Source organism: Chryseobacterium joostei, from assembly GCF_003815775.1.
In the GTDB taxonomy this organism is placed as follows: domain Bacteria; phylum Bacteroidota; class Bacteroidia; order Flavobacteriales; family Weeksellaceae; genus Chryseobacterium; species Chryseobacterium joostei.
In genome coordinates this window covers 2,775,874-2,795,561 of record NZ_CP033926.1, presented here as the reverse complement: position 1 = coordinate 2,795,561, position 19,688 = coordinate 2,775,874, and the positions used below count along the sequence as shown (strand labels likewise).

11 protein-coding genes are annotated in these 19,688 nt (G+C 37.0%); 2 read left to right on the top strand and 9 right to left on the bottom strand.

Annotated features, from left to right (window positions below):
* Window positions 1–3 precede the first annotated feature (3 nt).
* The 9 genes from EG359_RS12715 to EG359_RS12675 form a co-directional block, all read right to left on the bottom strand.
* Window positions 4–528, bottom strand: a complete 525-nt coding sequence (locus EG359_RS12715; RefSeq protein WP_076355238.1) for a hypothetical protein — start codon at window positions 526–528, stop codon at window positions 4–6.
* Entirely contained in the window at window positions 525–3,260 is a 2,736-nt protein-coding gene (locus EG359_RS12710; RefSeq protein ID WP_076355236.1) for a hypothetical protein, read from the bottom strand. The genes EG359_RS12715 and EG359_RS12710 overlap by 4 nt, the downstream gene beginning before the upstream one ends.
* The gene (locus tag EG359_RS12705; RefSeq protein WP_228435069.1) at window positions 3,253–4,059 is read right to left on the bottom strand and encodes a WxL protein host-binding domain-containing protein; all 807 of its coding nucleotides are present in this window, start codon (window positions 4,057–4,059) and stop codon (window positions 3,253–3,255) included. Before EG359_RS12705 ends, EG359_RS12710 begins: the two co-directional genes overlap by 8 nt.
* A gap of 102 nt (window positions 4,060–4,161) precedes the next feature.
* Window positions 4,162–4,740: a hypothetical protein gene (locus tag EG359_RS12700; protein ID WP_076355234.1), complete on the bottom strand. Its 579-nt coding sequence runs from the start codon at window positions 4,738–4,740 to the stop codon at window positions 4,162–4,164.
* Between the two features lie 183 nt (window positions 4,741–4,923).
* A complete protein-coding gene (locus EG359_RS12695) occupies window positions 4,924–7,272 on the bottom strand; it encodes a phosphocholine-specific phospholipase C (RefSeq protein ID WP_076355232.1) in 2,349 nt (782 codons plus the stop codon).
* A gap of 82 nt (window positions 7,273–7,354) precedes the next feature.
* Entirely contained in the window at window positions 7,355–8,875 is a 1,521-nt protein-coding gene (locus EG359_RS12690; RefSeq protein ID WP_076355230.1) for a SusD/RagB family nutrient-binding outer membrane lipoprotein, read from the bottom strand.
* A 19-nt stretch (window positions 8,876–8,894) separates the two neighbouring features.
* Window positions 8,895–12,053 (bottom strand): SusC/RagA family TonB-linked outer membrane protein, encoded by a 3,159-nt coding sequence (locus EG359_RS12685; protein WP_076355228.1) that lies wholly within the window; start codon window positions 12,051–12,053, stop codon window positions 8,895–8,897.
* 257 nt (window positions 12,054–12,310) lie between these two features.
* Window positions 12,311–13,915 (bottom strand): autotransporter assembly complex protein TamA, encoded by a 1,605-nt coding sequence (locus EG359_RS12680; protein ID WP_076355226.1) that lies wholly within the window; start codon window positions 13,913–13,915, stop codon window positions 12,311–12,313.
* Window positions 13,916–14,020: 105 nt separating this feature from the next.
* Entirely contained in the window at window positions 14,021–14,809 is a 789-nt protein-coding gene (locus EG359_RS12675) for an SDR family oxidoreductase (protein WP_076355224.1), read from the bottom strand.
* A gap of 395 nt (window positions 14,810–15,204) precedes the next feature.
* On the opposite strand from EG359_RS12675, the gene EG359_RS12670 reads away from it, so the two are divergent.
* The gene (locus EG359_RS12670) at window positions 15,205–18,093 is read left to right on the top strand and encodes a SusC/RagA family TonB-linked outer membrane protein (RefSeq protein WP_076355222.1); all 2,889 of its coding nucleotides are present in this window, start codon (window positions 15,205–15,207) and stop codon (window positions 18,091–18,093) included.
* Window positions 18,094–18,120: 27 nt separating this feature from the next.
* Complete coding sequence (locus tag EG359_RS12665; RefSeq protein ID WP_076355220.1) at window positions 18,121–19,629, top strand: RagB/SusD family nutrient uptake outer membrane protein; 1,509 nt, start codon at window positions 18,121–18,123, stop codon at window positions 19,627–19,629.
* Window positions 19,630–19,688 lie beyond the last annotated feature (59 nt).

Genomic DNA, 19,688 nt, shown 5'->3' with positions numbered 1-19,688 from the left:
GTTTTATTCTGTGATGGTATAGACTATGGTAATCACGGTGTTAGCCTGGGGGGATAAATTGGCATACGTACCGGGAACCAGAGAAATAGTGAGACGATGCCCATTATTGACTCCATTACCTGTGTAAGCACCCCCAATTCCACTTATGATCGTGATAGGGGTAGTGGTAAGGGTTACCTGTGCTGAGGGCGTCCCTAATGCACCTCCTCCTGTTCCGGATGCTGTCGCTGCCTGCAGTCTGATATTCACGCCGGGGATAGGCTGGTTAATAAGCGCTGCTGTAATTCTTCTGGAAAGTCCTCCGGTAGCAATTGCAGAAGTATAATTGATCCATTTTGATGTATTGGGAGTGGGGTTTACAAGTGGGTTTCCTGCTTCAGTAGGAGCTGTAAAGTTTAAGGTCATATTTCCTGCAGGTTCTACATCCATTAAAGTTACAACAGGTAGGGTGAAAGTGACCGTAGCCTGGGAATACAATAAACCAGAGAAAATAAAAAAGATTAATAATATGGAACGGATCAAAATCATTTCTTACTTTTTATTTCATTATATCCAACCTTTAGAGTTTCCTGCTGGTATTTAATCTCTAGTTGTTGTTTGACTATTTGGATGTTTATTTTTTTGATTTCCGCAGGTTTTAAACTAAACTGAAATTTATCGGTTGAAATCTTATACCGTTTGTCAAGGCCATTTCTGTAGATTTTAACCGTCCAGTCTCCGGGCCGGAGATAAGTAAAATCAAACCCCTCACCTATGAAACATATTTTACGATAAGTCTGATCATCACTTACTACTTCCACAATGATGCTTTCTTTTTTCTTTTTATCTTTCAGAGAAGAGAATGGTTTAGTATCTGTTTCCTGTAAATGAATGTGTCCCTGTAAATTAGCAGCAGAAGTTAATCCGAAATTAAAAACATTTTCTTTATTGAAAAGAGAAAGAGCTGCCGGAAAAGCCGATGTTGAAATATCATTGATTTCTGTTGTCGACCGATCTATTTCCAGGAAATAATTTCCGGGAATAACATTTTTAAATATGTAATTTCCCTCTTTATCTGTGACGGATAAATAACTCCCAAGCATTAATCTTATGCCCTCTGTTCTTTTTATCCCAAGATTACGGATATTCCCGGATAAAGAAATATATTCTGCCACTTTCTGTACCGGAATATGAGGACGCCAGGTGTATCGTATTGAAAATATAAAATCTTTATTGCCTATTTCACCCCTTTGCAACGAATATCTACCCGAGAGATCCAGCTCATTTCCAGGAAATAGCTGTTGATGGAATAACAGTTCAAACAGATTTCTATCTTTGAAATATTCTTCAGGTACATAATTATTCTGGTAAAAGATACTTAAGCTAGTCTTTTCAGAAAATTTGCTGAAAACCCTTGCTCCGTAATAGAGCTGTTTTTGGTTTTGCAGCTGATATCGGGAAGTAATGGCATAGCTTCCAAAGATATTAAAAGAGGTTCTGAATTTTTCAAATGAGAGGTTAGCCGAATAGAAACTGGAATTGCCATTAAATCCGGTTAGATAATTGTCTGTTTTTCCAATTTGCCCCTCAAAATTGATTTGGAATATTCCGATCTGTTGATTCAGACTTACTCTGAAAAAACGTTCATAATAATCAAATTGTCTGGGCTCCAGGCGATCCTGATATTTCTGATAGCCGTTATTAAGCATGATAAGGCCATTAGGAAGATATTTATACTGTATTCCATATTGGAAGTATTGTCTGTAGGGAGCGGCCAGGAATAGAGTATCCCGCTCAAAATTTTTAGCATCTTGCGTATAAGTGGCCAATACACTTATTTTCTTAGATAATCTGTATTGAATATTTCCGTTAAAAGTATTGGTGTTGGTAAAATATCCTGCAAACATCGGGCTTGCTCTCATATACATTAGATTTCCACTAAGCTTTTCAAAATTCACTTCAGACTGCAGCTTATACGCTGTCCCATCAGTCTGTCTGGTGTTGCTGTAAGCAAATTCTCCGGAAACATTAATGTGTCTTGATATTTTGAATTTTCCTTTGATATAAGGAAGATGAGCATCAGAATCTAATCTTACATCTCCGAATCTGTTTTCTTCCTTTCTTGGAGTTTTGTAAAGATATCCTGCAGAAATTTCAGACTCTTTCCGGATCTTAAAAGTTGAATAGACATTCAATTCATCTTTTATATCTCTGAAAAATCTGGGATGATTATAAAAGCCACCCAGGCTTACTCTGTTAAAATCATATCTGATTTCTGCTCCACGGCCATACCTTGCAAACTCAGTTAAATAAGAAGAAGAATACATTTTGTCCCCAAGATGAATAAAAAAATGATCCCGTTTATAATTAACAAAATATTCTTCGTACGGAGTGAATGAATTTAACTCAATAGGATTGCGTGTCAAGGCACGAAATTCAACCTGGTTTTTACTGTCTTTATCCAGAGTTCCTTTTCCGTAAATTTCTCCCTGGAATCCATCGTGGTAAACACCCATATTCTGCATTCCAATAAAAGATAATGAAGCAGCAACAGGAAGTCTGTGATAAATGTCGTTTTCTGATGGTTTTACTGATATAATCTGAGTACTTACATAGACGATTTGATTTTCTTTAGGGTTGTCTTTTGAATATACCGAAAGATTAAGATTCTGAAACTCATTTTGTCTAAGCTCAGAATCAGTTACCTTATGTATAGTAATCACTTTTGATTCATTAGGAGCTAAGATAAGGGAAGCATCATGATCAACAATGGCATTTTTACTTTCCAGAACAAGCGTTTCCGTTACATTTCCATTATTTTTTAAAAGAAATGAAGCCCGTATTGTTTCTCCTGCTCTTGTAAACTCGGGCGGGTCTAATACCGTTACGGAAACTTTTCTGTTTCCGGAAACTGTTATCTGTGAGCTTTTAGTAAAAATAATTCCATTACTGAGGTCTGTAATATTCAGCGTTATGGAGTAGTCTCCTTGAGGTGTTTCTGATGCAATACGCAAGGGAACCAGGTAGACCGAAGTCTCATGATGGGCAATTGGAAATTTGCCTTTTGATAAAATAGGGGTAATCTGCGGACTGGATGTGAGAACTGAAATGTCATAGACTTTGTTTTCCCCGGAACTGTTTTCTAATGACAATGGAATAGAAGTAGACATTCCCGGCATTAGGCTATCTTTTTTACTGATCAATCGGTCTGATTGCTGCTGAGAAAAAGTAAATACCGGGAATAATAGTATGATAATAAATAATGTCCAAGTTTTAATCATTTTTCACTTCTAATTCCACATTAAGTGCAAAAGCATTTTCCTCTTCGTCTGTGGTCATTATGGTAGCAGTATATTTATCCGGTGGTACCTTACTGATATCAATGCTAAATGTTTTAGAGGTAGAAGGCAGCAGACTCATCGTTACACTTGAGTAGGTTCCTATTTTCTGTCCTGTTTTACGGTTAAAAATCTCAATAGATGCTGTAGGTTTGCAATAAAGAGTTCCGGTATTGGCTATGGCAATTTTTACGGTTTGTTTACCTTCCTCTTTTTCTACTTTTACACTTTCAAATGTAAGATCCGGTTTGGCCTTTTCTGTTTCAAAATCTGTAATCACCTGAATCGCATATCGTATTACAGAAGTGATGTTCACTCCTGGTTTATTGTCGCTTGGCTTTATATCCTCTACAGGTTCTACGATAATTACACTCCAATAGCTGCCGGGATCTACCGTTTGATTAGGAACCGTAATTTCATAAAATACTTCAGTTTTTTCTTTGGCTTTTAGGGTAACTAAATTTGTATTGAGCTTGATCCAGTCTCCATTTGTTCTTTTATTGGTTCGTATTGTCGTATAATTGATTGTTCCATCAGCATGATAACTTAAGTCCTGTAAAAATAGTTTTACATTCTGAGAGCTGTTGCCTGTATTTTCAATCGCAATTGTTCCCTTGTAAACTTTTCCGTTTTCTATCTTGTAGGAATGCGTAAGCCCGTTGAGAACTACAATACCGGCATGTAAAAAGCTGAACTGCAACATCAGGGTGATCAAAAGAAGAATACGCTTTATCATCATCATTATTTAAAGTTTGGAGTTAATCATTAATAATACAAAAGCAGGAAGAAACTGAATGCCAGCTTCTTCTTGTTTTTGAATGCAGAAAAGAATTTTATTTAAATTCTAATTATCTGATATTGTATACGTAACGGTAGCTACTGTAGTGGCTGTTGCCTGTAAATCTGCGTAAGCTGCCACCCCTCCAGGGCCGCTTCCCGCAGCAAGAGCATACGTAAGGTTGTGTCCGTTATTGGCACCATTTCCTGTATAAGCACTTCCGATACCTGAAATAATCGTTTGGCCGGCAGCACTTAAAGTCAATAGACCTGCGGATGTTCCTAATGTACCAGCTCCGGATCCGGTAGCTGCAGCAGCAGTTACATGAAGATCAACTCCAGGGATGATAGCATTCATGCTTACACTTACATTACGGGTAGGATCTGCAACAGATTTGATGGAAGAATAATTAAGCCATAAGGTAGTATTGGCCGTAGCTGGAATAATAGGATTCCCGGCTTCTGTAGGAGCTGTAAATCCAAGGGTAATATTTTTTGTGGCCGCAGGTTCAATATCTACCAAAGCAACTTCAGGGATAGAAATTGTGACTGTATGGTTGTCTGTATTGGTATCCTGCGCGCTTAAATTTGTAGATGCAGCAACTGCAAATAGTGACATTGCGATCGTTAAGTTTAATTTTTTCATGATGCTATAATTAGTTAAGTGAATATAACAAAATTCAACATATTATGAAAAAAATATATTATAATTTTTATATTGTTGATTATTTGATTTTTTTAATGCATTATAATTGTGAATTATTATATATTTGGAAATGAAAAATCCTGTACTGAACGTACAGGATCTTTAGTCTTTATTGAAATAACTCTAAGCCCAATGAGGGTCCGAAACAGAAACTTTACCTGTTTCTATTCTGCCTGCAAAATGCCAGATATGATTTTCAAGAGTGACTTTAAGGTCGTACCAACCCTTGTATTTACTAAGATCAATCATTATTTTCTCTTCAGGCTTCTGTACAGATATCGTTTTTTTACTTCTCTCATACAGGTTTTCCAGCGTTAGATTGATATTACTTTTTTTATGATTCTTAAAGATTAATTCAACCTGGCTTTTTGAACTGTTATTAATCAGAATAGCCTCAATTTCCGGTTTTTGGGTTCCCTTGAACTTTCGGAAAAAGCCATTAGGACCAAATACTTCATAATCATATGTTCCGGACTGTACCACGGGATGTGATAATTCCTGCTTGGAGTATAATGCATAGGAAAAATAATAGTTATTACTGTTCAACTGTGTTCTATTATAAAGATGAAGCGGAACCCCGTTTTCCTTTACATTGGTCATCTTAATCTTATCTCCATCCAAATTCACATAGAAATCATAAGGAAGCGGATTGGATGGTTTCATTCCCTTTTCCTGAATATCAAGCAGACTGTTATTAAGCTCATTTTCAGAATACCATTTCAGTTGGGGAACAGGTTTGTTTTTGGCAGCATTAATGGTTTTCGCAAAATCCTTTTGATCCAGATAATCCATTTGTGGAGCCTTTACATTTGGTGTGTTGAAAGCAGAAGTCAAATCTCCGCAAACAGCTCTTCTCCAGTCGCTGATATTATCCACATGAACATTTTTATTAAACTTCTTCATGATAAATTTCTCCAGAAACTGCAGCACAGAGGTATGATCTGAAACCTCAGAGTTGACAAAGCCTCCCTTAGTCCATGGAGATGCAATAATCATTGGAACCCTGTAGCCAAGGCCAACAGTTCCTTCTGTTTTTTCATAATCCTTTAAGGTAGGATCAGACATATATTCCTGTGACTTGTCCACATATTCAACTCCATCTTTTCCGTTTATATCAACTGGTTGACTTGGGTTCAAAGGAGGAGCAAAAGGGATCACGTGGTCAAAATAACCGTCATTTTCATCATAATTGATAATAAAAATAGTTTTTTTCCACGTTTCAGGATCTTTAGTCAGAATATTTAAAACCTCAGAAATATACCATGCTCCATACCAAGGGGAACCAGGATGATCAGAGAAATGTTCGGGCGCCACCAGCCAGGAAACCAACGGAAGCTTTTTCTCTTCCACATCCTTACGGAACTGAAACAAAACATCACCCTTCGGAACGACCAGTCTTTCTCCGTTTTCATCTTTACCAATTTCCAGATTGTGATAATCGGGATCATTTGAGTTGGTAGTGAAGGCATTTTCATGGAGGTTTTTCTCCTGTTGTGACAGCTTTGAATAATTATCCGGATGATAGGTTACCTGATCTTCCTGAAGTTCAGAAATGATTGCTTCCAGTCTTTCTTTTCGGGTAGGGTTTTGTACGATTTCCTGTTTCAGTGAAGCAATCATTTTGGGAATATTCTCGTAATATCCCTTTGAAAATTTTACATTATATTTTGAAAACCACTCAATCGGGTTGTCTGTAAAGTTGCTTAGCCATGCTTCCTGCTCTCCGGACATTCCTTTCGGCAGGCTGATTTCATTTTGGTAGATACGCCATGATACGTTTTGCTCTTCTAAAATCTCAGGGAAACTCTTCCATTTTGCCTGTCTGGCTTTATCATAATCAATATCATCATTAACAACATTGGCCTTTGATTTACCGTTTTGCTGCTCTCTTAAAGTTCCGGACCAAAGAAATAATCTGTTGGGGGTGGTTCCCGTAAGTGAAGAACAGAAATATTGGTCAAATATGGTAAAAGCATCCGCCATTTGATAATAAAAGGGAAGATCTTCACGGTTGTAATATCCTAGAGTAAGCGGAATATTTTTATAATCCTTATTTCCGGAAGCCTTTGCCTGAAGCCACTGGTCATATTTTCCTTTATTCAATGCGTGTTGTTGGTTTTCCCAAGAATGGGGAAGCGAGCTCATCCATGTAGACTTGGTGTTTCTAAGATCCAAACGAGCCGGTGAGGCATATTTTCCACTATTTTCCTTTTGAAAGAAAACAGAATGCCCATCCTGTTTTACAAAAGCTCTTTTATCTAGAAAACCTCTCACTCCTTTTAAGGCACCAAAAGCATGATCGAATGAACGGTTTTCCTGCATTAGGATAACCACATGCTCAGCATCATAAAAAGTAGATTGTGCGGCCGGATCAATAGCTAGGGCCTTTAAGATTGCAGGATGAAGAACACTTGAAGTTCCTAGTCCGGCTAATAAAATACTTGATTTTTCTAAAAATTCTCTTCTGTCCATGTTCAGTCGTAATAAGAAAGAAACCGCAAGTTAATAGGATTTTCTTGCGATTTCTTTGTTTTGTTTAAAATAAATCAGATTTCTACTGTAGCCACCAAGGTTTAGAGTTAATATTATCATTTCCCCCATACTGAGTGGTAAGTGCTGCCTTTAAGTTCGCGTTGTTATAGCTGTATTCTGATTGAGGATATCTAAATCTGAATGGTGCCGGAACTCCTGCCTTTAAAGGATAATTTGGATATCCTGTTCTTAAATAATCATAATAAGAAGTCCACTGGGCCTGATGGAACATGGTCATGTACTTTTGAGTGATGATTTTTTCCACTTGAGTTTCTAATGGGGCAGAATTATTATATACTACCAAAGGAGTTGTAAGGTATTGGTTTACATCAAAACCTGTGAAATATTGCCCAGGGTTTTTTACATATGTTTGATAGAAAGTAAAGCTTGCCTTGATCGCATTATCGTAATGTGTTTTTGCAGATCCGGAAATCCATCCTCTGGCAGCTGCTTCTGCTAAAATAAATTCTAATTCTGAATAGCTTAATACTGATGCTGGTTCGTTGGTAGCATCTTTATAAAAACGATCATTTACCTTAGAAATATTTTTCGCTGTGATTAACGCGGCATTATCAGAGTAGGGTGATGTAGGATTTCCTCCATTGTATCCTGTGAAATCTGTAATCGCTTTTCCGGCTTCTTTGGCACCGGTAGTTTGTGCTGCAAATGTGAATAAACGAGGATCATGTCTGTCTTTAAATAGATTAATGAAATAATCAGCCATGTATAAACTAGATCCATAACCACTGTTGTTGAACATGCTATATCTGCTGTCTGCAGCATCGGCAAATTTAAGTTCTCCGTTATCTGAAATAGAAGTCATCAAAGGCTGGCTGGCTGCAATGGCTGCAAATTCTGTTGCAATATTATAGCTTCCAACTGTTGTTTTTTTAGATAAAGTAATCAGTATTTTCAAACGGAAAGAATTGATCAGTTTTTTCCATTTTAAAGCATCACCACCGAAAACAATGTCTCCCTCAATTTTATCATTGGTATTGATCAGATCATTAGCTTCCTTTAATTCTGATAAGATTCCGGACATAATAGCATCCTGAGTATCGTACTTGGGTTGTGTAATTCCGGATTCACCCTTTGCCGCTTCAGAATAGGGCGCACTTCCTACCTTTAGGCTTATGTTGAAGAAATGATAAGCCCTGAAAAACTTACCGATGGCGATATAATTTTTATTATTGATCTTCTCCGCTTCCTGAATCATTTTTCCTGTATTCAAAAGGCCTTTGGTATAAACCTCGAAAGAAGCATCATTCCATTTCATATACTGATACGTGTTTTCACCATCTGTACCAATCATCATTCTGGAAGCATACATATTATCACCATCTACCTGAAAAGTATATTTTGAAACAAACGTTAAAAGATATTTAGGATCAATACTGGCTGGGTCATTTGGATTTTCATTGATGGTATCCAGACTAGATTCGCACGAAGTTAATGCTAATGCTCCTGCAAGAAGTATAGATTTTATATTGAACCACTTTGCAGTTTGTCTTGCTCTGGCAATTACATTTATATTATTTTTCATTGTATAGACGTACTTTTAATTAAAACTTAAGATTGAATCCTATTCCAAACCATCTGCTTGATGGATCCTGAATATCATTCGTGATGTCACCCGTTCTTCCCGATCTGATTTGGAAGTCAGGATCAGAATATAGATTCTTGGATTTCTTCCACATGGCAAGGTTGTAGGCAGAAATATTTGCGGTAAAACCTTTGATCATTCCCTTTGGATTCAATAAAGAAGAGAAATTGTATTCTAATACTACAGATCTTAGCTTGATGAATGTTCTGTCGAAAACATTTGCAAATTCTTCACTTTCATCCTGTGTTACCCTTGCCTGATAAGGATAATTTTGTGCCCAGTCCTGGAAGCTGATGGCCTTTGTGTGTGGAGTATAAAGCCCTGTAGTAGGATTGTAGTTTACCCCATCCGGTACAAAATAATAACTTCCTGGGTTAGCATATTCAAGATCTCTGTAGGCTACAGAATTAGGATGTTTCCCGCCCCACCACATTTTTTCAACTACCTGAGATCTCATAATACCACCGATGCTTCCATCAATTCCGATATTTAGAGATAACTTTTTATATTTGAAGCTGTTGTTAAAGCCAAAAGTCCAGTCCGGATTGAAATGTCCCAGGTTGCTTGGTGCATTTGCTCTGGTTGGCATTCCTGATTTAGCATCCAGAATTACTTTTCCATCCGGAGATTTTTGCCATGTATAATCATAGTAGCTGTCCATTCTTTCACCTAACTTGATATTCTTGTAGTTGGGCATATTATCATAAATAGAAGTCAGCTTTTGTTCGTATGTACTCCAGTTGATTAAAGTTTTCCATGTAAAATCAGATGTTTTTACAGGAACCAATCCAAGGGAAATTTCGAATCCTTTTGTAGTATACTCATTCCCGTTTACATACTGGGAAATGAAGCCAGATGATTCAGCACTCGGAAATTCAAGGATATTGTTGTAATCCAAGGTACTGAAGTAGGTGGCGTCCAACGTAATTCTGTTATTAAGGAAACCGGCACTTAATCCCAACTCATAAGACTTTGTCTGTTCTGGTTTTAAGGAGTTTTCAACATTCAGAATTGTTGGATAATAATAAGTAGGGCTGCCATTAAAAGTAATCCCTTTATTATTCAGATAATAATTTCTGATTGAATAAGGCTGGAAGTCATAAGCTACTTTTGCCCATGAAGCAGAAAGTTTTAGCATATTGATAGACTCCGGAAGCTTTACCAGATTGGAAATTACAGCACTTACGGACGCAGACGGATAGAAATAAGATCTGTTGGCTTTAGGTAATGTAGAAGACCAGTCGTTACGTCCGGAAATATTGATAAAGAAAGCATTGTATAATCCAATATCAATTGTAGAATAGGCACTGTAGATCAGCTTTTCCTTTAGATAAGTATATTTTTTGATTGCTCCGATAGAGTTTTCCATTGTATAGACTTCAGGAATCTTCAAGCCATCTGTAGAGGTTTCATTATTGTTGTTTTTGTAGTAAAATGTAGAACCTCCGGCATTGATGGTAAAGTCGAAATTTTCAGATATTTTTTTCTTATAGGTAGCTAATACATCATAGTTGAGATTCCAGGTTTTTACATCCTTCAATATATATCCTCCACTTCTTGGCGCACTGTAGTTGAAATAAGAATAAGGGCTGAAAGTTTCCGTCTTACTGTGATTTTCTACAATGGATGCTTTACCCTTTACAGAAAAATCCTTAGTGGCTTTATATTCCAGTCCGGCCTGTGCATTGATAATATTGGTTCTGTTTTGATTTTTATAGTATTCAGCACCAAACCAAGGGTTGTTGTACCATGCATAGTTCCAGTTGGCTTGTGAAGTTCCTTCTTTTCCGGGAACCCACATATGGTTTCTTAGTGCATTTCCATCTACATCGCCACCCATCCAGATCAGGATCGTGTACATGTGTCCGCTGGGGTTGTAGTCGTAATTGGGAACATTGGGAGTAAAGGCCTGATTGAAGTTGAACTTCGTATCAAATACAAACTTATCTCCCAAGTGATTTTCAGAAGAGAAATTCACCCCATATTTCTGAAGATAAGAATTAGGAACCCTGTCATCATAATTCATGAAGTTTCCGGAAAGCCTGTATATGTCCTTATTATTCCTATAACTGATTGCGAAATTATTGTTATTGATAACCGCAGGTTTCAAAAATGTATCTAGGTTATCATGATATTTCCAGTCAATCGGAACCCTTTCGTATCTTGATTTATCATTATACTGAGTTCCTGTAACAGCTCCATACCAAGGCGTGATTTGTCCTGTTACTTTATCTCTGATAGGGCTGTTCCATTGTGCGATCTTCAGTCCCGGAACGAACTTTGGTCCCCAGATCATATCCCCATCATTCACTCCACCATCGGCGCCGTCCCAGAACTCATATTTTCCGTGGGATCCGTTACCATATTCTGTTTGAGTCTTTGGAAGATTGGTAAACCCTCCTGTAATCATAGTGTTTTGAGAGAATTCAACAGAGAATCCTTTCTTCTTGGCACTTTTTGTAGTGATCAGAATAGCTCCATATCTACCTCTTGAACCATATAGAGCAGAAGCCGGAGCCCCTTTCAGTACGTTGATGTTTTCTATATTGTTAGGATCCAGATTTTGAAAAACTTCCTTTTCTACAATTACACCATCAATTACAAAAACCAAATTAGAGTTTCCTCTCAATGTAAACTGTGGTGCCTGCTGCATTCCCGTTGGATTGGAAACATTAAGACCAGCTACCTGTCCTGAGAATAGATTCCCTATACTTGGCGTAGTAATGGTTTCAAACTGTTTGGTTCCTACCTCCTGTGTAGAATATCCAATCTTTTCTTTCTTTTTAGCAATCCCCAAGGCAGTAATGACAACTCCTTCAATTTGCTTTTCATTGGTCTTCCTTAAGACAACGGAATACTCCTTTTTTGAAGAAACTTCTACGGTGTAAACAGAAAAATCAGGTGAAAAAAATTCCAGAATGTCTTTTGGATTGGCTGAAATGGTAAAATTCCCATTTTCATCAGTCATGGCGGTCTTTCCTGTGTTTTTGTCGGTGATATTTACACCCGAGACACTGGCGCCGTTTTCGGATTTTACATTTCCGGAAATGTTAATTTCCTGAGCCGTAATATATAAGGGAAGTAAAAAAACTGCAAATGTAGCTAAAGCTTTCTTCATTTTTTTTGAATGCAAATTTAGCTGGGCATTATTACCTATACTTTACGATCATATTAAAATAAAAATACGATTTATATATTTTTTAACATAAATAATTAATGAAATGGTAAAATTGAAACGAGCTTTTGTATAGGTGTTTTTGCTTTATTATAAACTATATAAACAGTAAAAGTCACAAAACTTTAGTATTAAAATAGCTTTTGTGCCTTTTGTGGTTGAAAAAATTGTTGGTGAAGAATAATATAAATTCGGGCAATTTAAAATCTGCTCAGAATACCCCAGTGGATTTTTATATCATTGAATTTGAATGGGTTTCCAAATTCGTTACCATTAGATAGCTGAAAACTCATCAGCCCGATCGGTATAAAGAAATTGAAACCTAGCCCAACACTGTAAAGCTTGGGTTTTACATTCAACGATTTGTTATTGAGCTGTCCATATTGCCCAAAGAGGTCGAAGAAAGCCTGATTGCCGATGAGGTACCGATATTCTAAGCTTCCATAATAATAAAAATCTGCGGCGAGGGAATTTTCATTAAATCCCCGCATGGAATTCCAGCCTCCAAATCGATACAACTCGTTGGCAGAAAATTCTATTTTAGAATCCATCATGGCGCCTTCCCCTTTAATATTCAGGAAATGGTTTCCGGAAATATGATAATTATGTTCCCCAAAAAAGTAAAACTGATTTTGGGTAGACTTGATATTTCCTTTGGTATAGGTTGTTGTTAAATAATCGTATCCCGCATTGATCCTTGTTTTGTAAAGAAAAAGATCAATATCGGTAGGCTCGGTCATTTCAAACCAGATCCCAATCCCTCTTTTGTTGTAATCCTTTCCCTGAACATACAATGAATCAATAATCGTAGAGGTTTCCAGAGTCGCTCGAAGACCAATCTTATTACGGTTGTTGATGTGATAATAAAAAGCAGGAAGAAACTTTACGTTGGCAAAGGTAGAATCCTGCCTGTAGATATTCACCTTGGTATTCATCCCCACATTGGATTTAAACAGGTAAGGAATGTCTACCTGAAGATCAAAGGTTTGCCCTTTGTCAGGGTTTCTCTGCCAATAAAGATTAACCGCCTCAAAACCGTTGAACATATTCCTGAAATTAACATTCATGGTTCCGTTTAGGGTAAACTTGTCAGACTTATCATTTCCAAAACCAATTACCCCATCAAAGGTATTGGTCTTTTTTTTCTCTAAAAACAGGTAAATATTTGTAGAATCTTTGGTGAACAGGGTCTGTGGTTGTCTTTCAAGCGTAACAAAAGGGTGGCTTTGAAAATTCTTATTAATGGCCAATAAGTTTTTGTCATCATAATTTTTACCCTTAAATTCCTTTTCCAGATTTTTGATGAATCGTTTTGGAACCTTATCGTAACCTTTTATAACAAAACCGTTGATCGTTCTTTTATCATTTTTATTGATGTCCAGTTCTACAATCGGAAATCCATTTTTTTGTCCCTTATACTTAGACTTAATTCTACTGAAAGAATACCCTTCGTCAATATAGCTTTTGTTGATGCTTTTTTTTGTTGAATCTAAGTTTTTAGTAAAAAAATCTTTCTGAACTTTCAGCTTCTGAACAATGGAATCGGAAAGGTTTACATAGGTTTCATTGAAATTCTTCCCTTTGTCATAAAAAATTTCAGTGCTGTCTCCTTTTATTTTTACATCTTTCAGCTGAGTGAAGAAGTAATTGCTTTGAGCCAGAGAATCCAGATATTTTACTGCAGACACGGAGTCTTTTACTTTTTTTCTGACCTTGGTTTCAGTATCAATGAGCCAATACTGCTTTTTCTGCGCTTGTATAAAAACGCAGAACAGGACAAAAAATATTTTTAGAAACAGCTTCAATTCTCAGTGTATTTAAACCATAGATGGATTGCTAAATTTTAAATAAAGCTTCATGCTCCTTAATGGTTTAAAGTAATTATTACATAACTTTTTATAAAACTGAAACTAGTCCAGTTTATTATATTTCTTCATTAAATTCTCATAAACTCCCTGCGGAAGAATCCATTTCAATGGAACTCCTATCTTCTGCCCGAATTTACCAAAATAATAATGAGCTTTCCATTTATTCTTACCTAAAAGTTTTTCAATATATTCTGCCACTTCTATAGGCTCGGTGCCATCATTCACATGGGCATTCATTAAAGAATATACTTTGTCAAATACATTTTTATAAGGCTGGGAAACCTGTGCAATGACTCTGTTTTCTGCAATATTGGTTTTAATGTCTCCCAAGTGAAGAGAGCATACCTCAATATTCCAAGGGTAAACTTCATACCTCATTGCTTCAGTTACTTTATCCAGAGCCGATTTTGATGCCGAATAAAATCCACGGAAAGGCAATCCCATTTCACTTCCGATACTGGAAACATTGATAATTTTTCCGAATTTATTTTCACGCATCTTTGGAAGTACGGCACTCATCATCTGAACAGGTCCAGCCAAATTCAGGCTGAAAAGTTTTAGAATATCTTCCTTGGTAGAATCTTCTACGGCACCTACCATTCCCATTCCGGCATTGTTGATAAGAACATCAATTCTGGTTTCGGTTTTCAGAACCTCAGCAATGGCGTTTTGAACAGCAGTGTTGTCGGTAACATCAGTAGGTATCGATTTGAAGTACTGACTTTCCGTATGTTTTCTGCTTAAACCATATACTTTGTTCCCTTTTTTACCAAAATATTCGGCTAATGCAAATCCAATCCCTGATGAGGTTCCTGTAATGATAATGGTCATTTAATCGTATGATTTTTATAATGTTTTATTCTTTCCTGCACATTGATAGCCTGTTTTTGAATATCTATGGGCAGGTGAAAAATCTATTTTCAGCAAATGTAAAAAAAGAATAATGAACTATGTTACTTATTGTATCTGAAAATATTTTTAATCCCAACAGGTTTATTGTCCCGAATTGATTATAAACTTAAAAGAAAGTTAATGTCAACTATGCATAGAATATCAATGGAATGATTACTTTATTTGTGTATGTTGTTGTTTTACAGTGTTTTAATTTTTATTTATGAAAGCTGCTTTTTGATAACTGCTAAAATTTCTTAATAAAAACATAAGGAAACCTTAATGAGGCAAGGGTAGGTGCTGGTCTAATTTTGCATCTAATTAAAAAGGATGTCATGAATGTATTTAAAATCCCTGTCTCAGTAACTTATTTAACGGGTAGGGTATTACTTATTGGTGCAATATCTGCTTCACCGATGTTCCTATCTCAAAAAAAGGACAGCTTAAAGGAAAAAACCATCGATGAGGTTGTTGTTATAGGATACGGAACACAGAAGAAAAGTAAAGTATCCGGTGCTGTTGCAGAAGCTTCGCTGGATAAGCTTAGTTCGAGATCTTTATCCGGAGTAGGAGAAGTACTTCAGGGAAAAGCCGCCGGAGTAACGGTAGTAAACGAAGGGGGAGATCCCAATGGCTCACCTAAAGTAAATATTCGTGGCTTGGGAGGGGTGAACGGAGAAACTCCGCTTTATGTTGTAGATGGAGTGGTTTTTAACGGAACTCCTGCCATTAACCCTAATGATATTCAGGATATCTCTGTGCTTAAGGATGCTGCTGCTGCAATTTATGGAGCAAGATCTTCCGGCGGGGTAATCCTTATTACCACAAAAAGAGGTAAAAAAGGGAGTTTGACTATTGATTTTGACGTTAAATACGGAATCAATCAGGCATGGAAATTAAAGGAATCTCTAAATGCTGCAGAATTCCAGGATGTGATGCGCCAGGCATATACTAACGCAGGGAAACTCAATAGCCTTCCACTGGCTTTCAATTCTGAAAAATATGCTGATGGCGGAATTACCAGAACAGACTGGATGAAAGAAATTTTCCGTACAGGAACCATCCAGGAATATAATGTAAACCTTAGTGGTGGAAGTGAAAAATCCAGATTCTTTGTAGGAATGAATCACAGGAATCTTGAGGGTATTTTATTGAACACTCAGGCAAAAAGATATAATTTCAGGGTAAACTCTGAACATAAAGTGAAAGACTGGTTAACGTTCGGAGAGAATATGTATTATAACTATTCCCAAGGAAATACAGCCAACACAAAGAATGGCTACACAGGAGCTTTGGTTGCCGCGATGTATTATCCACCCAATGTTCCGGTATATACACCAACGGGAGCTTTTTCCGGATTACCGATTGATGTGGCTGGAGGGTATGGAGATATGATCAACCCTGTTGCTTATCTTAAAAGGATCAGCATTCAAAATCCAACGCATGAAATTTTGATCAATCCTTACGTAGAGATTGCGTTGGCTAAAGATTTAAAATTCCGTTCTAATTTTTCCCAGACTTTTAAGATCGGAAATGTTAAAGAATTTACTCCCAGAGTACTGGAGATCGGAAAAATATTTGATACCAATAGCCTGGAATATCAGTCTAACAATATATCCACTTCTCTTGCCGAACAGCTCCTTACATATAAGCTAACAACAGGTAAGCATAATTTTGATTTCCTTGCAGGTTTTACTTTTCAGAAAACAACTGAAGATGGGTTCAGAGCAAAAGCTTTTGATTTCAGAAGTGAAGCAGAAGTCTTCAGATATCTTCAAAATGCTGCGGATACCAATAAAGAAGTATACAGTTATAAATATCAGCAGTCTCTGGTGTCTTATCTGGCAAGGGTTAACTATGACTATGCAGGAAAATATATTATCAGTTTGCTGGGAAGAAGAGATGGAACCTCTCTGGTTGCTAAACAAAATAGATTTGCTAATTATTATTCCATTTCTGGAGGATGGGTGGTTTCCAAGGAAAACTTTATGAACGATATTGCCTGGCTTTCCAATCTAAAGCTGAGAGGAAGTTACGGGATTTTAGGAAATCTGGGCGGGGTTTCTTATCAGGCAGTTAACCCTTTAATGGTAAGGGATAATAATGTTATTTTCGGGCAGGATCCGTCACAGAATATTGCTTATTATGCTACAACATTTCCTAATTCAGATATAAAATGGGGAAAATCAGAGCAAACCAATTTTGGGGTAGATGCTTCTTTCTTGAGAAACAGCCTTTCTTTACAGTTTGATTACTTTGTCAAGAACTCACGAGATCAGATTTTTAACGTTAACCTTTCAAGTACATCCGGCTATATAGATCAATATGTGAATGCCGGATTGTTTCAGGATAAAGGATTCGAATTAGGAATTAATTATAACAGCAAAAATACAGGCGACTTCAACTATTCAATAGGCGCTACTTTTAGTCAACTAAAAAATACGGCGAAGCAGTTGGCCGGTGTAGATGAGATCTTTATCAATAGTAATAATGTTCGTGGAGTATTGAAACCTACCCGAATAAAAGTAGGAGAATCTCTCTATTCTTATTATGGTTACAAAACTGACGGTATTTTCCAGACTCAGGCAGAAATCGACAATTACAAGGATGCCAATGGTAATCTTATTCAGCCTAATGCTAAACCGGGAGATATTAAATTCCTGAAAAAAGATGGGAATACCGGAGTATTGAACAATAATGACTTTGTCAACCTTGGAAATCCATATCCTAAATTCTCTTACGGATTATCCTATAATATGTCATGGAAGAACTTTGATCTTAACCTTTTCTTCCAGGGGGTATATGGAAACAAAATATTCAACGGATTGAAATTTATTTCATTAAACCCAGGTGGAACAGGGCAGAACTATAACATGGACAGGGATATTCTGAACGCATGGACTCCTCAGAATACCAATACCAATATTCCAAGAGTGGTACAAGGTGATCCAAGTGGTAATTACTCCAAAGTGTCGGATTTCTACGTAGAAGACGGTTCTTATTTTAGATTGAAAAACCTTACGATAGGATATTCATTGCCCAGAGAACTTTACAAAAAACTTGATGTGAATAAAATAAGAATGTATGTGACGAGCAATAACTTGTTTACCATCACAAAATATACAGGCTTTGACCCTGAAATAGGAATGGAAACGTACGGAGTTGATACCGGAAGATATCCTCAGGCCCGTTCGTTTATTTTCGGACTGGAAGTCGGGTTTTAATCTAAAATAAATTTAAAAAGTAAAAAGATGAAATTTTTAAATACAATAATTGTAATAACAGGGCTATCCGCATCATTGCTGTCATGCACCAATGAACTGGATATACAGCCAGAGGGAACTCCGACGGAGGCTAGCTTCTGGAAAACAGAAAATGATCTGATTACCGGAGCTAACGCTATGTATAAGCCACTTTCTGATAGTGAATTCTATGGGCGAGGTTTTTTCTGGTTTATCAATGCCAGTGACGATATGGTAACAGGAAGATCAAAAAGTGAAGCGGATAATGTGAAGAATTTTAGCAGCAATTATATCGCAGCAGGAGATCTGGAAACACAATGGAATAAAAGATATACTGTGATAGGAGTTGCGAACCGTGTTATTCGTAACGTTAATAATATTCAGGCTTCACAGGCGGTTAAAAATAAATATTTGGGAGAAGCTTTATTTATGAGCAGCAGAATGTATTTTGAACTTGCATATAGTTATGGAAATGAAAAGGCGGGTGTTCCCATTGTAGACCGTACTAAAGAGCCGGATCCAAACCCTATTCCAAGAGCTTCCAATGTAATGGAAAACTATAATTACATTGTCAATGATCTGAAAAAAGCAGCCGAATTATTACCAAGTCAGGCAGAACTTCCGGCTAAAGATTACGGAAGACCTCATAAAGCAGCGGCATGGGCACTTTTATCAAAAGTATATCTGTTTATGAAAGATTGGCAAAATGCAGCATACTGGGCGAACGAAGTAATGACAAAAGGAAATAGAACCCTTTTGAACAATTATTCAGATGTTTTCAAAGCTGAGAATAATTATAGTACAGAATATATCTGGTCCATTCCAAGTACTCCTAAGTTTAATTCAGTGGGAAGCATTCTTCCGGGAGTCATGTTAGAAAATAAAGGATGGGGAGAATATAACGGCTGGGGATATTTTCAGCCTACCAAAGAATTGTATGACGAGTATGAAGCCGGAGATCTTAGAAGAAGTGCAACTGTTCTTAAACTAGGAGATAAATTCACTTTTAACGGAACAGAAAGAATATATGCATCTTCTAACTCCCTTACAGGATACCAGTTTAATAAATATATGGATGCTTTTAAATATCCGTTGAGCAGTGGCCATGTAAGCGCTAATGGAGACTATCCTTGTACAGATCTTGCCGTTCCGATTATGCGTTACGCTGAGGTTATCCTGATCAGGGCCGAAGCTCTGTTGATGTCTGGCGGAAATGCAGATGCAGAAATCAACATGATTAGAAAACGTGCAGGACTAGCTCCCAAAACGGGATGTACAATGGCTGATCTGAAGCATGAAAGACGCTGCGAACTAGCAGGTGAATGGGCAGACAGACATAGAGATCTTGTACGTTGGGGAGATGCCCAGTCAACCTATGCTCAGCCTTTGCACGGGATAGACGGAAAAGTGGTATGGGCAGCAAGAAACTTCAATCCCGCAACTCATAATGTTTGGGCAGTTCCGCAGGCAGAAATTGTTAATAGCCACGGTGTTATTAAGCAAAACGAAGGTTGGTAAAATTTTAATCTTAAATAGTATTCACTATGTCATTGCAGAAATATCTGTGATGATATAGT

What these genes read in the sequence shown, in the direction of transcription:
- EG359_RS12715 (WP_076355238.1), bottom strand. Translation starts at nt 528, where the DNA reads ATGATTTTGATCCGTTCCATATTATTAATCTTTTTTATTTTCTCTGGT.
- EG359_RS12710 (WP_076355236.1), bottom strand. Translation starts at nt 3,260, where the DNA reads ATGATTAAAACTTGGACATTATTTATTATCATACTATTATTCCCGGTA.
- EG359_RS12705 (WP_228435069.1), bottom strand. Translation starts at nt 4,059, where the DNA reads ATGATGATGATAAAGCGTATTCTTCTTTTGATCACCCTGATGTTGCAG.
- EG359_RS12700 (WP_076355234.1), bottom strand. Translation starts at nt 4,740, where the DNA reads ATGAAAAAATTAAACTTAACGATCGCAATGTCACTATTTGCAGTTGCT.
- EG359_RS12695 (WP_076355232.1), bottom strand. Translation starts at nt 7,272, where the DNA reads ATGGACAGAAGAGAATTTTTAGAAAAATCAAGTATTTTATTAGCCGGA.
- EG359_RS12690 (WP_076355230.1), bottom strand. Translation starts at nt 8,875, where the DNA reads ATGAAAAATAATATAAATGTAATTGCCAGAGCAAGACAAACTGCAAAG.
- EG359_RS12685 (WP_076355228.1), bottom strand. Translation starts at nt 12,053, where the DNA reads ATGAAGAAAGCTTTAGCTACATTTGCAGTTTTTTTACTTCCCTTATAT.
- EG359_RS12675 (WP_076355224.1), bottom strand. Translation starts at nt 14,809, where the DNA reads ATGACCATTATCATTACAGGAACCTCATCAGGGATTGGATTTGCATTA.
- EG359_RS12670 (WP_076355222.1), top strand. Translation starts at nt 15,205, where the DNA reads ATGAATGTATTTAAAATCCCTGTCTCAGTAACTTATTTAACGGGTAGG.
- EG359_RS12665 (WP_076355220.1), top strand. Translation starts at nt 18,121, where the DNA reads ATGAAATTTTTAAATACAATAATTGTAATAACAGGGCTATCCGCATCA.